At 44.2% G+C, this 14,252-nt stretch carries 17 protein-coding genes; 2 read left to right on the top strand and 15 right to left on the bottom strand.

What is annotated here, in order from left to right:
* Positions 1 to 107: 107 nt before the first annotated feature.
* The 9 genes from tuf to fkpA all read right to left on the bottom strand — a co-directional run bounded on the left by tuf (position 108) and on the right by fkpA (position 7,555).
* Positions 108 to 1,292, bottom strand: a complete 1,185-nt coding sequence (gene tuf / locus ACOSVQ_RS17915) for an elongation factor Tu (RefSeq protein ID WP_491983798.1) — start codon at positions 1,290 to 1,292, stop codon at positions 108 to 110.
* A gap of 121 nt (positions 1,293 to 1,413) precedes the next feature.
* Positions 1,414 to 3,510, bottom strand: a complete 2,097-nt coding sequence (gene fusA, locus ACOSVQ_RS17910; RefSeq protein ID WP_491983797.1) for an elongation factor G — start codon at positions 3,508 to 3,510, stop codon at positions 1,414 to 1,416.
* A gap of 169 nt (positions 3,511 to 3,679) precedes the next feature.
* On the bottom strand, positions 3,680 to 4,150 hold the full coding sequence (gene rpsG / locus ACOSVQ_RS17905) for a 30S ribosomal protein S7 (protein ID WP_042490263.1): 471 nt from the start codon (positions 4,148 to 4,150) through the stop codon (positions 3,680 to 3,682).
* A 100-nt stretch (positions 4,151 to 4,250) separates the two neighbouring features.
* Positions 4,251 to 4,625: a 30S ribosomal protein S12 gene (gene rpsL / locus ACOSVQ_RS17900; RefSeq protein ID WP_005595139.1), complete on the bottom strand. Its 375-nt coding sequence runs from the start codon at positions 4,623 to 4,625 to the stop codon at positions 4,251 to 4,253.
* 178 nt (positions 4,626 to 4,803) lie between these two features.
* On the bottom strand, positions 4,804 to 5,079 hold the full coding sequence (tusB, locus tag ACOSVQ_RS17895; RefSeq protein WP_491983796.1) for a sulfurtransferase complex subunit TusB: 276 nt from the start codon (positions 5,077 to 5,079) through the stop codon (positions 4,804 to 4,806).
* A gap of 9 nt (positions 5,080 to 5,088) precedes the next feature.
* Positions 5,089 to 5,445, bottom strand: a complete 357-nt coding sequence (gene tusC / locus ACOSVQ_RS17890; RefSeq protein WP_491983795.1) for a sulfurtransferase complex subunit TusC — start codon at positions 5,443 to 5,445, stop codon at positions 5,089 to 5,091.
* A complete protein-coding gene (gene tusD / locus ACOSVQ_RS17885) occupies positions 5,442 to 5,828 on the bottom strand; it encodes a sulfurtransferase complex subunit TusD (protein WP_491983822.1) in 387 nt (128 codons plus the stop codon). The genes tusC and tusD overlap by 4 nt, the downstream gene beginning before the upstream one ends.
* Before the next feature lie 17 nt (positions 5,829 to 5,845).
* A complete protein-coding gene (locus ACOSVQ_RS17880; RefSeq protein WP_042490253.1) occupies positions 5,846 to 6,571 on the bottom strand; it encodes a helix-turn-helix transcriptional regulator in 726 nt (241 codons plus the stop codon).
* A gap of 210 nt (positions 6,572 to 6,781) precedes the next feature.
* On the bottom strand, positions 6,782 to 7,555 hold the full coding sequence (fkpA, locus tag ACOSVQ_RS17875; protein ID WP_491983794.1) for an FKBP-type peptidyl-prolyl cis-trans isomerase: 774 nt from the start codon (positions 7,553 to 7,555) through the stop codon (positions 6,782 to 6,784).
* Between the two features lie 148 nt (positions 7,556 to 7,703).
* Here fkpA and ACOSVQ_RS17870 point away from each other — a divergent pair, with 148 nt between their 5' ends.
* A complete protein-coding gene (locus ACOSVQ_RS17870; RefSeq protein WP_491983793.1) occupies positions 7,704 to 8,684 on the top strand; it encodes a WD40 repeat domain-containing protein in 981 nt (326 codons plus the stop codon).
* 27 nt (positions 8,685 to 8,711) lie between these two features.
* Positions 8,712 to 8,939 (top strand): SlyX family protein, encoded by a 228-nt coding sequence (locus ACOSVQ_RS17865; RefSeq protein ID WP_491983792.1) that lies wholly within the window; start codon positions 8,712 to 8,714, stop codon positions 8,937 to 8,939.
* 77 nt (positions 8,940 to 9,016) lie between these two features.
* Here the strand turns inward: ACOSVQ_RS17865 and ACOSVQ_RS17860 are convergent, their stop codons facing one another.
* The 6 genes from ACOSVQ_RS17860 to miaA all read right to left on the bottom strand — a co-directional run bounded on the left by ACOSVQ_RS17860 (position 9,017) and on the right by miaA (position 14,243).
* A complete protein-coding gene (locus tag ACOSVQ_RS17860; RefSeq protein ID WP_491983791.1) occupies positions 9,017 to 9,202 on the bottom strand; it encodes a DUF2065 domain-containing protein in 186 nt (61 codons plus the stop codon).
* 88 nt (positions 9,203 to 9,290) lie between these two features.
* Entirely contained in the window at positions 9,291 to 10,271 is a 981-nt protein-coding gene (hflC, locus tag ACOSVQ_RS17855; RefSeq protein WP_491983790.1) for a protease modulator HflC, read from the bottom strand.
* A 2-nt stretch (positions 10,272 to 10,273) separates the two neighbouring features.
* The gene (hflK, locus tag ACOSVQ_RS17850; RefSeq protein WP_491983789.1) at positions 10,274 to 11,476 is read right to left on the bottom strand and encodes an FtsH protease activity modulator HflK; all 1,203 of its coding nucleotides are present in this window, start codon (positions 11,474 to 11,476) and stop codon (positions 10,274 to 10,276) included.
* A 45-nt stretch (positions 11,477 to 11,521) separates the two neighbouring features.
* Entirely contained in the window at positions 11,522 to 12,811 is a 1,290-nt protein-coding gene (gene hflX, locus ACOSVQ_RS17845; protein ID WP_491983788.1) for a ribosome rescue GTPase HflX, read from the bottom strand.
* 41 nt (positions 12,812 to 12,852) lie between these two features.
* Complete coding sequence (gene hfq, locus ACOSVQ_RS17840; RefSeq protein WP_042490235.1) at positions 12,853 to 13,116, bottom strand: RNA chaperone Hfq; 264 nt, start codon at positions 13,114 to 13,116, stop codon at positions 12,853 to 12,855.
* Positions 13,117 to 13,310: 194 nt separating this feature from the next.
* Complete coding sequence (miaA, locus tag ACOSVQ_RS17835; protein ID WP_491983787.1) at positions 13,311 to 14,243, bottom strand: tRNA (adenosine(37)-N6)-dimethylallyltransferase MiaA; 933 nt, start codon at positions 14,241 to 14,243, stop codon at positions 13,311 to 13,313.
* Positions 14,244 to 14,252: the final 9 nt, after the last annotated feature.

Genomic DNA, 14,252 nt, shown 5'->3' with positions numbered 1-14,252 from the left:
TAAACTTCAATCGCTAGTTAAATGTTCATCTAATTCTAAGCTAAAAAGCAAAAAGGGAAGCCGAAGCTTCCCTTTTCTAATGCGAGGTTCGCAGTAAAATTTCGCTATTAAGCGAAGATTTTAGCTACAACACCAGCACCAACTGTACGGCCACCTTCGCGGATCGCGAAACGTAGACCTTCATCCATTGCGATTGGAGCGATTAGCTCTACAGTCATTTGGATGTTGTCGCCTGGCATTACCATTTCTACGCCTTCTGGTAGAGAGATATCACCAGTTACGTCAGTTGTACGGAAGTAGAACTGTGGACGGTAGCCTTTGAAGAACGGAGTATGACGGCCGCCTTCATCTTTAGAAAGTACGTATACTTCTGATTCGAACTTAGTGTGTGGAGTGATTGAACCAGGCTTAGCTAGTACTTGGCCACGTTCAACGTCATCACGCTTAGTACCACGTAGTAGTGCACCAACGTTCTCACCCGCACGACCTTCGTCTAGAAGCTTACGGAACATTTCTACACCAGTACATGTAGTTGTTGTAGTGTCGTGGATACCAACGATTGCTACTTCATCACCTACACGTAGGATACCGCGCTCGATACGGCCAGTTACTACTGTACCACGACCTTGGATTGAGAATACGTCTTCGATTGGCATTAGGAACGGCATATCTACTGCACGCTCTGGCTCTGGAATGTACTCGTCTAGTGCTTTAGCAAGCTCTAGAATCTTCTCTTCCCACTGTGCTTCGCCGTTTAGCGCGCCTAGTGCTGAACCTTGGATAACTGGTAGGTCATCACCTGGGAAATCGTACTCAGATAGAAGTTCACGAACTTCCATTTCTACTAGTTCTAGTAGCTCTTCATCGTCAACCATGTCACATTTGTTCATGAATACGATGATGTAAGGGATACCAACCTGACGGCCTAGTAGGATGTGCTCACGAGTTTGTGGCATTGGACCATCTGTTGCAGCAACAACTAGGATACCACCGTCCATTTGCGCAGCACCAGTGATCATGTTTTTAACATAGTCAGCGTGTCCTGGGCAGTCTACGTGTGCGTAGTGACGAGCTGGTGTATCGTACTCTACGTGTGAAGTAGAGATTGTGATACCACGCTCACGCTCTTCTGGAGCGTTATCGATAGATGCGAAGTCACGAGCTGCACCACCGTAGTGTTTAGACAGAGTAGTACAGATAGCTGCTGTTAGAGTTGTTTTACCGTGGTCAACGTGGCCGATAGTACCAACGTTTACGTGCGGTTTCGTACGTTCAAATTTTTCTTTAGACACGTTCGTGTTCCTTCCTAGTTATGATTCACCCCAAGTAACGTTCACTCAAGGCGCGCCAGAATTTGCTATTTTATGCGCCAACGCTCGTCAGCGCAATAGATTCGTTATTAATCAAATAACGTTAACCGCGTTCCGCAATAATTGCTTCCGCAATATTTTTAGGAACCTCAGCGTACTCACAAAACTCCATAGAGTAAGAAGCACGGCCTTGGGTCGCAGAACGTAGGTCCGTTGCATAACCAAACATCTCAGAGAGAGGTACTTTAGCATGGATAATTTTCAGACCAGCAAGGCCATCATCCATACCTTCGATCATGCCGCGACGACGGTTTAAGTCACCAACAACATCACCCATCCAATCTTCTGGAGTGGTTACTTCAACTTTCATTAGCGGTTCAAGAATAACTGGGTTTGCTTCAAGCGCACCTTTCTTGAATGCCATTGAGCCAGCGATTTTAAACGCCATCTCACTTGAGTCGACATCGTGGAATGAACCATCAAATAGTGTAGCCTTAACATCCAAAACTGGGTAGCCAGCTAACACACCGTTGTTCATTTGCTCCTCGATACCTTTCGCTACCGGAGCGATGAATTCCTTAGGAATTGCACCACCAACGATCTCGTCAACGAAGACAAAGCCCTGACCTACTTCAGCAGGTTCAATCTTCAGCCAAACGTGACCGTATTGACCACGACCACCTGACTGACGAACAAATTTGCCTTCTACTTCCGATTTACCACGAATGGTTTCACGGTAAGCAACCTGAGGTTTACCCACGTTGCAGTCAACGCTGAATTCGCGTTTCATACGATCAACGATGATGTCTAGGTGAAGCTCGCCCATACCAGAGATAAGCGTTTGACCCGTTTCTTGGTCAGTTTCAACGCGGAAAGATGGGTCTTCTGCAGCTAGTTTACCCAGTGCAATTGCCATTTTCTCTTGGTCAGCTGTAGAGCGTGGCTCTACTGCGATCTGAATAACCGGTTCAGGGAATTCCATACGCTCCAGAATCACTTTGTGGTTCTGGTCACACAGAGTGTCACCTGTCGTTACGTCTTTCAGACCGATCGCTGCGGCGATATCGCCAGCACGAACTTCTTTAATTTCTTCACGCTTGTTAGCATGCATTTGTACGATTCGACCAAAGCGCTCTTTCTTCTGTTTTACTGAGTTATAAACAGCATCACCTGAGTTCACAACACCAGAATAAACACGCATGAAAGTTAGCGTACCCACAAATGGGTCAGTCGCAATCTTGAATGCTAGTGCAGAAAACGGTTCATTGTCGTCAGCATGACGCTCAACTTCATGATCGTTTTCATCAACACCTTTGATTGAAGGTACGTCAATCGGAGCTGGTAGATATTCAACAACCGCATCCAGAACTGCTTGTACACCTTTGTTTTTAAACGCACTACCACAAGTAGCCAGTACGATTTCGTTATTTAGTGTACGTTGACGTAACGCTTGCTTGATTTCAGCTTCAGTCAGCTCACCATCATCAAGGTATTTTTCCATCAATTCTTCGCTTGCTTCTGCTGCAGTCTCAACCAAGTGACTACGCCATTCTTCAGCAAGTTCTTGCATGTCAGCTGGAATGTCTTCGTATGTGAACGTCATGCCTTGGTCGGCTTCATTCCAGTTGATAGCTTTCATCTTGATAAGGTCGATAACACCTTTAAACTCTTCTTCCGCACCAATGTTTAATTGGATTGGAACCGGAGTTGCACCAAGACGATGTTTAATTTGATCGATAACGCGTAAGAAATCTGCGCCTGCACGGTCCATTTTGTTTACAAATACGATACGTGGTACGTGGTATTTGTTTGCTTGACGCCATACAGTTTCAGACTGAGGTTCAACACCTGAAGCTCCACAGAATACAACCACTGCACCATCTAGCACGCGAAGTGAACGCTCTACTTCGATAGTAAAGTCAACGTGTCCAGGGGTATCGATGATGTTGATGCGATGATCTTGGAATTGTGCTTCCATACCACGCCAGAAAGTCGTAGTCGCAGCTGAAGTGATAGTGATACCACGTTCTTGCTCCTGCTCCATCCAGTCCATGGTTGCGGCGCCATCGTGAACTTCGCCGATTTTGTGAGAAAGGCCAGTGTAGAACAGAATACGTTCTGTAGTCGTTGTCTTACCTGCATCTACGTGAGCACAGATACCGATGTTACGGTAGCGCTCAATAGGAGTTTTGCGAGCCACGATTGAATCCTCTTATTAGAGATAGGGACTATTGCTATAGCTAAAAGTGATTGTCAGTTCAAAAACTATTGTTAGCTAAAAAACGAACCTCTAGATATAGCAATAGTTCCTAGCATAAGCATAGGAACTAAAGAAGTGCTGCAAGGAACCTTGCAGCACTGAAAAGGTATTACCAACGGTAATGAGCAAACGCTTTGTTCGCTTCAGCCATACGGTGAACGTCTTCACGTTTCTTAACAGCTGTACCTTTGTTTTCTGACGCGTCTAGCATTTCAGCAGCTAGGCGAGCAGCCATAGATTTTTCACCACGCTTACGCGCAGCTTCAACTAACCAACGCATAGCAAGTGCGTTACGGCGAACCGGACGTACTTCTACTGGAACTTGGTAAGTAGAACCACCAACACGGCGAGATTTAACTTCTACCGCTGGGCGTACATTTTCAAGAGCTTCTTCAAATACAGCTAAGTGATCTTTACCAGATTTCTCAGCCATAGTGTCTAGTGCAGTGTAAACGATTTTTTCTGCAGTAGATTTTTTACCGTCAACCATAAGGATGTTAACGAATTTTGCCAGCAGTTCAGATTTGAACTTTGGATCTGGAAGGATCTTACGCTGACCAATAACGCGACGACGTGGCATGGAATATTCTCCGTTGTCTTCTTCAGGTTATCCAAAACTTTTCAGTTTCTTCAAATATACAATAATTAATTTAGTGTTTGGCCTTACTTAACGGAATCCATTAAGACTTAGGACGCTTCACACCGTACTTAGAACGAGCTTGTTTACGATCGTTCACGCCTGCACAGTCAAGTGCACCACGAACGGTGTGGTAACGCACACCTGGAAGGTCTTTAACACGACCACCACGGATTAGAACAACAGAGTGCTCTTGAAGGTTGTGACCTTCACCGCCGATGTACGAAGTCACTTCGAAGCCGTTTGTTAGACGTACACGACAAACTTTACGAAGTGCTGAGTTAGGTTTTTTAGGTGTAGTAGTGTAAACACGAGTACATACACCACGTTTTTGTGGGCACGCTTCTAGTGCTGGCACGTTGCTTTTAACAACTTGCTTTGCACGTGGCTTGCGAACCAACTGGTTAATAGTTGCCATTAACTAGCTCCTGATTTGCTGAAATTAGCTTTGTGAAAAATCTATCCCTATTCACAATGCGTAAATAGGGACGCAAAATTCTATGCAGCAGTGAGATGTGTGTCAAGAAATATACAGATCTTTTTTTAGCCCGTTACCGAGCAGAAAACCGACCTGAAGTTGGTAAATAAATAATTAGTTACCAAGATATTGATTTTGAATGGTTTACTGTTAACTCAACGAACTCAAATCTATTGATAATTTGAATGTTTTCTGCGGCTTTTTCTGACCAACCACGGGCTTGGAGATCCTCTTGCAAGGCAAATACCTGACTAGCCAAAGTGATTTGGTCAAAATGTTCAGAATATTTACTGGATGCATAGACGGCATTTTCCACCAGCAGAAGTTCGTCTGTGGGCTGTAGATAGCGAGTCACAAGCTTCAGTTTTTCCAAAGATTTTACGATATGTAGCACTTGTACACCTTAGAAAGTTAGCAGTTGGTCGAACTCGTTCCAGTGCTCTGCAATTTGCTGTGGAGAGATAACTTCACCATCGATAATTAAATCGTTCGGCTCTAATCCCCACTCTTGCAAGCCCTGTGCGCAAATATAACGCTGCTCAATATCATACAAATCCAGCAGTTTAAACGCACTGATATAGTCTCGGCTCAGTACTTGAGACGGATCCTGCCCATTTAGCAGCTGTAACACCCCTTCACCAACAAAGAAAACAGCTAGCTCTTCCGAATACGCAGAGGCAGCTAAAATCGCGTCCAACCCTTCACGAGCAGAAGAAGAACCATGGGGAGGTGTATGAAAAATAAAAGCGACTTTTTTCAAAATTGAACCACTCTATCCTGACTCAACAAAGCTTCCGCTAAGCTTCCCAATCCTGATTGCTCAAAGTGTTCTGCCAGATTACTTGAAGGCAATTGATGTTGGCTTGCTTCATCTTGCCCAATGACGCCACGACGTAGTGCTGCTGCAACACAGGTTTCCAGACGAACTTGATACTTAACAGCCAATGATTGCCAAGCTTTGACTAAATCAAACTCATCATTGGCAGGTACGGTCAGTTTTGACGCATTGAACACACCATCTTGATAGAAAAAGACACTTTTCAACTGGTGCCCTTTTTCTATCAAAGTTTGTGCAAACAGATACGCATTACGTGCAGACTGCGTTCCGTAAACAGACCCATTGACCACTAAAGAGTAACTCAACGAAGCAGGACTTGAACTCACGCTTCATCGTCCTCTGTTTTACGCTGACGAATATACAGGTAAACAGTGTGCTTAGAGATGTTTAGTCGGTCAGCAACACGGTTAATCGCATCTTTAATATCAAAGATGCCCTTATCGAACAGTGCCATGACGATTTGACGGTTCTTAGTATTGTTCGACACCGTTTTATCGGTGTTGATTTCTTCAATAGTGCGCTCAACCGTTTGGTCAACAAGTTCTTCTACATCGCTCGCAAAGTTTACTGAAGAGGCAGCATCTTGTGCTTCTTGAGTAGGCATGAAAGATTGAAGTACTTGAGAGAAAGGTGCGTCAAGGTTGACGTTAATGCACAACAACCCAATTACACGGTTTTCACCATTACGGATAGCAACCGTAATCGACTTCATCAACACTCCGCCTTTTGCACGTGTGAAATAAGAACGTGAAAAATTGCGTTCTGAGCCTTCAATATCGCGCAGCATTTTTAAAGCAAGATCGGTAATAGGCGACCCTACTTGGCGACCTGTGTTTTCACCGTTAGCGATTTTAATTGCAGAGGTATTTAAATCTTCTAATGAGTGCAAAACAATCTCACAAAAAGGACCAATTAAGCTGGCAATACCATCTACAACAGCCTCATAAGAGCGCAAAATTACTTTGTCATGCTCAGTGAATGGTTTCACATGAACGGATTCCATTTCGAGCAGCATATCTGCATTGTTAAATGTTTCTGTTGTTGTCACTGTACTTTGACCTTAAAACGCAAAATCAACAAATTGTTGTAAGTCTATCAGAAAATTTTATTTGAATGCTTAGCTATATCACTAACAAGTGACTTGAAACAAATTATGTGGTGAAGCTCACTGAAAGAAAAAAGGTCTGAACCAATCAGACCTTTTCATCAACTTTAGTTAGCTGCTTTGTTACCACTAGATAACTGAGCTTGAGATAACTTATTGAGCCGCGGCTTCACCGCTATCAATTTTTAGCAGTTCAACTTCAAATACTAGCGTTGAGTTAGCTGGAATCGTTGGTGTGTCTTGCTCACCGTATGCTAGTTCTGGCGGGATAACAAACTTGAATTTTGAACCAACAGGCATCAACTGAACACCCTCAGTCCAACCTGGGATAACGCGGTTTAGAGGGAACGTTGCAGGCTCGCCACGATCGTAAGAGCTGTCAAACTGAGTACCGTCAGTCAGCGTACCTTTGTAATGTACTTGAACAGTATCAGTTTCTTTTGGCTGCTCACCTTCTGCTGGTGTGATCACTTGGTAAAGTAGACCAGATTCAGTTTTCTTTACGCCTTCTAGAGCTTCAAACTCAGAGCGGAACTTATCACCCGCTTCTTTATTTGCAGCAGCTTTCTCTGCAGCTTTCGCTTGCATAGTTTCAGCAACACGCTTGTCTAGAGCTTCTAGCGCTGCGCGAGTATCTTCTTCAGTAAGTTCTGCTTTGCCAGCGAAAACGTGTTCAATACCCTGAAGTACAAGATCTTTGTTTAGCTCAATACCGATTTCACGAGGCTTATCTAGGCTAGTATTTAGGTAGTTCGCGAAAGAAACACCAATAGCGTATGCCGCTTTATCATCGTCCGTTTTAAAAGTGACTGCTTGTTGCTCTTGTGCTGCTGGAGTCGCTTCCGCTTTCGGTGCTTCATCTTTTTGGCAACCGACAGCGAGCATAACTGTTGCAGCTAGCAGTGACACTTTAAATAGTGATTTCATTGAATTCTCCAATTTGTTGGCAAAGCTTATTTTATTGATAAAGCTTGAGTTATCATGCATAAAACCAGTTGTCTAACTGGTGCATCACGAAAAGTTGTACCAATATAGCGGTATGTTTTGAGATTGTCTCTACGGATAATTAGACCTAATGCGGATAATTTACCATCTCACCCTATGTTTTACTGTCATTGTTGCGTTAAACGGCTGCTTTTTCTCTGGAAAAGAGCTGGAACGCTGGGATTTAGAACCTAATGGTTCTGCCAGTTTCGGCTTAAGCCGTGACGGACGATTCGCACTCATCTATTCCCAGGAACACCAATTGGTTCTTTGGGATTTAAACTCACGAGAGAAACTCGCCGAACTCGGCGCACAAGACCCACAACAAAACACGGTGTCGCGCATCCGCATTTCAGATAATGGGCAATTTGCCGTTACAGCTAGCCAAATTAATTTTGCCGTTTGGAATCTTGCTTGGTCACAAGCGAAAGGCTTGTGGTCAATATCTGACGGTTTGATCCGCGACATTGATATCAGCAGTGATGGGCAACAAGTCTTGCTTGGTCTGTCTAATGGCAAAGCCATTTACGTCGATTTAGTCAGCGGACGCCGCATGGAGTTCCTTGCTCACCAAGAAAAAGTCAATTCCGTTGCACTCTCCCCTAATGGCCGCTACGCCCTTACTGGTGGTAACGACTATAAAGCTTACTTCTGGGACACAAAAACTGGGCAAATCATCCATAGCTTTGAACACCAACAGAGAGTAAATCGTGTGGCATTGCAGCGAGACGGGCAGCTCGCTTTTACTTCTGATGGCGGTGATGAATCCTTTATTTGGCAATTGCCAAGCGGTATCAAACAAACTCAACTGCACAGTTTCTCAAGACAATTGATCTTTTCCAGCGCACGTTTTTCTGATGATGGGGCGTTTTTAGTGACTGGAACACCCTCCAGTCGAATTGAAATTTGGGACAGTAAAAGCGGCGACAAACTTGAGAGCTATGAAGCTGAGCCGAGAAAAGATGCACGTCCACCACGAGCAGTAGTGTATGATGCCGCCTTCGATTCAAAACAGCGGATCATTTCAGGTACTTCTGCAGGAATTGCACAAGCCTGGCAGATAGACAAATAAGCCTGAAAACCACATCTGGGTATTACGATGACAGAACAACACACAGTACAGTTAGAACAACGTATTGAAGATTTGGAATGCAAGGTTGCGTTTCAAGAGCAGACTATTGATGAGCTTAACGAAGCTCTTTCTCAACAACAGCTTTTGATCAACAAGATGAAAGATCAAATGACATATGTGGTAGGGAAAATGAAGAACATGGAGACGTCTAGTATGGCGGACCCAAGTAAAGAGCCGCCACCGCCACATTACTAGAATCTCAACTCAATAGTGAGTTTTACATAAACAATGGCTTGCGTATTCAATATCCCTGCTTATTCAATGTTAGGGATTCAAGAAAAGTAATAGGCTATCACTGCACCAGCCACCACTAGGCAGCCACCAATCCGTCTAAGTTGGTTATCTGGTTGCTCGCTCAGCTGAGCGACCATTTGGCGCCAACCGTTTGGTGCAACAAGAGGCCCCAGCCCTTCAGCCACCAGCACTAAACCCAGTGCCATCCAAAGTGAATTACTCATTGTTGTTTTCTCCATAAATATGGCGTCATAAAAACAGGACCATAAGAAAAGGCTCCCAAAGGAGCCTTTTTATCAATACTTCAATTCATTACTTCGCAGAAGTGCCTTTTGCGTTATTCATGTATTGGAAGAAGTCACTCTTCGGATCCAACACTAGAATGTCACCTTTCTGGCTGAATGATTTCTCATAAGCTTTTAGTGAACGAACAAAGCCGAAGAACTCAGGGTCTTTGTTATACGCTTCAGAATAGATCTTCGCTGCTTTCGCATCCGCTTCACCACGTGTAACACGGGCTGTTTTGTCTGCTTCAGCTAGGATAGTCGCCACTTCAAGTTCTGCTTGTGCACGAATAACTTCTGCCTTCTCACGACCTTGAGAACGGTGTTTACGAGCAACAGATTCACGCTCAGCACGCATACGACGATAGATAGACTCACTGATTTCATCAGGTAAGTTGATTTTCTTCATACGGAAATCAACCACTTCTACACCAAGGTCTTTCATCGCACTTTGACGAGTATCGTTAAGTACGTTCGCCATGATTTGGTCACGTTGACCATCAATCTCTAGTGCTTGCTTCGCTGCTTCAGTCGTGACTACTTCTGAGTCAGAGCTGTCTGGCAACACATCTTTGTTACGAGGACCAGAAACGATCTGCTTAATTTCGCGAGAACCGATTTCTGAACGCAGCACGTCTGTCACTTTACGCTCAAGTAGTGCTTCTGCAGTCAGAGCATTACCACCACCCGTTGCTAAGTAGTATTGACCGAAGTCTTTAATACGCCACTTAACATACGTATCGATGATCACGTCTTTTTTCTCTGACGTTACGAAACGGTCAGAACGTCCATCCATAGTTTGAATACGCGCATCTAAAGATTTCACACGATCAAACAGAGGCATTTTAAAGTGTAAGCCCGGCTCGTAGATTTTCGCTGCATCGTTATTGTCTTTCATTACTCGACCGAATCGAATAACAAAGCCTTTCTCCCCTTCAGGGATAACGAACATAGACATCAACAACAGAGCAAGAACAACAACCACTACAGGGATCATTAACTTACGCATTATTAGTATCTCCCTTGACGTGAAGTAGTTGAACGGTTTTGAGCATCAGTTTCGCTATCAGTAGCTGAACGCTGAGACTCTAACTCAATGTTGTCATAAGTCGATGAAGACTTATCTGCACGTTTAGTCGGAGCTGCCTGTTGGCCTGCTAACTTATCAATCGGTAGGTAAAGCAAATTACCGCTCGATTCTGAATCAATCAGCACTTTAGACGTATTGCTGTATACCTCTTCCATCGTATCTAGATACAGACGGTTACGTGTAACTTCAGGCGCAGCTTTATACTCAGGTAGTAGTTTCTCAAACTGAGCAACTTGACCTAATGATTCGTTAACCACACGCTCGCTGTAACCCAAAGCTTCTTTTTTCAGACGCTCTGCACGACCAGTCGCTTTAGGAAGAATTTCGTTCTTATAAGCTTCTGCTTCACGAATGAAACGTTCTTCATCCTCACGAGCCGCAATTGCATCGTCAAAGGCATCTTTAACTTGCTCTGGCGGACGCGCAGATTGGAAGTTTACGTCAACAATCATTAAGCCCATGTCGTAACTATCAATAACTTGATTTAACGTCTCTTGAGTACTTTGACGAATTTGTTGGCGGCCACTGGTTAGGATGCTATCCATCAGTGAGTCACCAATCACCGCGCGTAATGCTGAGTCTGTCGCTTGGCGTAAGCTATCGTCTGCATTAGTCACTCGGTACAAGTATTTGAACGGATCAGATACACGGTATTGAACATCCATTGCTACTGTCACAACGTTTTCATCTTTAGTCAGCATTAGACCAGACGCACGCATTGAACGGATTGCTTGAATGTTCACTGGTGTAACTTCATCAATAAAGCGAGGACGCCAGTTCAAACCTGGGTCAACGATACGGTCATATTTACCTAATCGTAAAACCACACCGCGCTCAGCTTCGCTGATGGTATAGAAACCAGCAAAGAACCAGATAGCAATTGCGATAACAGCGATAACACCAAAACCAATGGCACCACCACCAGAGAAAGAAGGCCCTTTACCGCTTCTACCTTTGTTACCAAATTTTCCACCCAGTTTTTGACTCAGTTTGTTAAATACTTCGTCTAAATCTGGCGGACCTTGCTCACGGCCGCCTTTATCACCGCGATTATTGTTATTACCCCAAGGGTCATTATCGCGGCCATTGTTGCCGTTGTTATTTCCGGGCTCATTCCACGCCATTAGAAAGCTCCATCATTTGATATGACGTTATACTCTAGCAGTCCTTTAAGTAACTATAAAGTCACGTAAAACTGCCTCTTCTCTTTTTTCTAGTCTAGACCAATCTACTTGCTGCATACGAATTGATATCAGCAAATTGCCCTCAGAATCATATTCTTCATCTTGAATACACTTCATTTGGAAGAAAGTACTGCGAATTCTGCCTTGATGTTGCGGCGGAACACGTAGTTTATGTTCGACTATTTGGCTAGCCAGACGCTCTGTTAAAGCTTGGAATAGCAGATCAATGCCTAAGCCATCCATTGCCGAAATCCATACGGTTCTCGGCACACCCTCGTCATCTCTTTCAATGCGAGGCTCTTGAACGTCTAGATTGTCAATCTTGTTCATGATTAGCAGGGATGGTACTTCGTGAGCATCAATCTCCTGTAACACATCATTTACAGCTTGAATATTCTCACGAAAACGGTCATCGCTGGCATCAACAACATGTAACAAAATGTCAGCTTCTTGTGTTTCTTGTAACGTCGCCTTAAATGCCGCTACTAAATCGTGCGGAAGATGACGAATAAACCCTACCGTGTCAGCCAAAATTGCAGGACCAACATCGCTAAGTTCAATTTTTCTCAGAGTAGGATCTAGTGTCGCAAACAATTGGTCTGCGGCATAAACACCTGCCTCTGTAATTCGGTTAAATAGGGTCGACTTACCCGCGTTGGTATAACCAACCAATGATACTGTAGGTATCTCTGCTCGGGTTCTGGCACGTCTACCTTGTTCACGCTGCTTAGCTACTCGCTCTAAACGACGCAAAATCGCTTTAATACGCTCACGCAGCAAACGTCTGTCGGTCTCTAACTGAGTTTCACCCGGTCCACGTAGACCGATACCACCTTTCTGACGCTCCAAGTGAGTCCAACCGCGAATCAAACGAGTCGAGATATGACGTAACTGTGCCAACTCAACTTGCAATTTACCTTCGTGGGTACGAGCGCGCTGAGCAAAGATATCGAGGATCAAACCAGTACGGTCAACGACACGACACTGACAGAGATGTTCGAGGTTACGTTCTTGGGCAGGAGAAAGGGAATGGTTAAAGATCACGACATTTGCTTCTGTCGCTTGTACCGCTTGTGCGATCTCTTGGGCTTTACCTTCACCAACAAAATATTTAGGGTGAGGAGTTTGACGGCTTCCTGTAACAACTTGAAGTGTCTCTACTCCTGCGGAAGACACCAGCATTTGACACTCGCTGAGGTCTTCCCATTCACCCTGTTGTGTGAAGTTGATATGAACAAGTACGGCTCGCTCACCGGCTTCATAACGGTCAAACAAGCTACCAACTCCTTAATAAATATAGCTTTATATTTTTAATATTAATCTTCTGATTTCTCTGAAGGACGATCTGAAGGAGAACGTTCTGCAGTGTGGTGACTTACTGGACGAGCAGGTACCACAGTAGAAATAGCGTGCTTGTAAACCATTTGGTTAACTGTGTTCTTCAATAGGATCACAAATTGATCGAAAGACTCAATTTGGCCTTGTAGCTTAATGCCGTTAACCAGATAGATAGAAACTGGAATACGCTCGCGACGTAATGCATTTAAGAATGGGTCTTGTAGAGATTGCCCCTTAGCCATTTTTATTTTCCTTATTTGTATTTTGTTGTAGTTATTTAGCTAGCGGTGCACTAAAAAGTCTGTGCCGACCATGCCTATGAGCTAAACGAATAAAACCCCGTTGTTACAAGATATGGTGATGAAACGACCAAAAACAAGTAACGATCCCTGACAGGGTAAATTACGCAAAAGCGATCACATTATACACAGCGAAATCAGTCTAACGCTATGGCATTTGAAACAGTTTCGAATGCAAGATCAATGTTTTCGCTATCTAACCAAGTTAGATCATCCCAGCTGCGCAACCAAGTGATCTGACGCTTGGCCAATTGACGGGTTGCACAGACACCACGAAAGATCGCTTCATCTAAAGTGCAATTACCATCCAAATAGTCCCACATCTGTCTGTAGCCAACACATCGAATTGATGGCAAATCCGGATGAAGATCTTTTCGAGCATAGAGTGCTTTCATTTCATCTTCAAATCCATTCTCAACCATTTTTTCGAATCTTAGCTCAATTCGACGATGGAGCTCTGCCCTTTCCTTGGGTGCTATCGCGAACTGCTTAACACGAAATGGAAGTGGTTCTCCTTTCGTTTTAGTCAGCTCAGTTAGAGTTTTACCTGAAATTCGATAAACTTCCAATGCCCTAGACAATCTTTGTGGATCATTTGGGTGGATTCTCTCAGCAGAAACTGGGTCGATGACTTTTAGTTGGTCGTGCAATGCATCCCAACCGAGCTCAACCGATTCCTTCTCAATCTGCTGACGAATTTCAGGATCCGCGGCTGGAAGTGGTGATAACCCTTCCAACAACGCTTTGTAATACAACATAGTGCCACCCACGAGAAGTGGGATCTTACCTTCAGCCACAATATCGTTCATTTCTTTGAGCGCGTCACGACGAAAATCCGCAGCAGAATAGGATTCACTTGGATCCAAAATATCGATTAATCGATGTGGAGCAAGCTCCTGCTCTCGCACATCCGGCTTCGCTGTACCAATATCCATACCCTTGTAAATCAGAGCCGAATCAACACTGATGATTTCTATCGGGTACTTTTGACGGAGGCGAATTGCCAGTTCAGTTTTGCCCGATGCAGTTGGCCCCATAAGAAACAGAGCTAGAGGTAATTCTTTGGTCATGAGTTTTGC

The sequence above is a fragment of the Vibrio sp. HM8-C genome, assembly GCF_058630515.1.
This window is presented reverse-complemented; position numbering and strand designations above follow the sequence as displayed.

Bases quoted from the DNA above. Each gene is read 5' to 3' on its own strand.
- hfq (WP_042490235.1), bottom strand. From the start codon at position 13,116: ATGGCTAAGGGGCAATCTCTACAAGACCCATTCTTAAATGCATTACGT.
- rpsG (WP_042490263.1), bottom strand. From the start codon at position 4,150: ATGCCACGTCGTCGCGTTATTGGTCAGCGTAAGATCCTTCCAGATCCA.
- rpsL (WP_005595139.1), bottom strand. From the start codon at position 4,625: ATGGCAACTATTAACCAGTTGGTTCGCAAGCCACGTGCAAAGCAAGTT.
- hflC (WP_491983790.1), bottom strand. From the start codon at position 10,271: ATGCGTAAGTTAATGATCCCTGTAGTGGTTGTTGTTCTTGCTCTGTTG.
- fkpA (WP_491983794.1), bottom strand. From the start codon at position 7,555: ATGAAATCACTATTTAAAGTGTCACTGCTAGCTGCAACAGTTATGCTC.
- hflK (WP_491983789.1), bottom strand. From the start codon at position 11,476: ATGGCGTGGAATGAGCCCGGAAATAACAACGGCAACAATGGCCGCGAT.
- miaA (WP_491983787.1), bottom strand. From the start codon at position 14,243: ATGACCAAAGAATTACCTCTAGCTCTGTTTCTTATGGGGCCAACTGCA.
- ACOSVQ_RS17865 (WP_491983792.1), top strand. From the start codon at position 8,712: ATGACAGAACAACACACAGTACAGTTAGAACAACGTATTGAAGATTTG.
- ACOSVQ_RS17860 (WP_491983791.1), bottom strand. From the start codon at position 9,202: ATGAGTAATTCACTTTGGATGGCACTGGGTTTAGTGCTGGTGGCTGAA.
- ACOSVQ_RS17870 (WP_491983793.1), top strand. From the start codon at position 7,704: ATGCGGATAATTTACCATCTCACCCTATGTTTTACTGTCATTGTTGCG.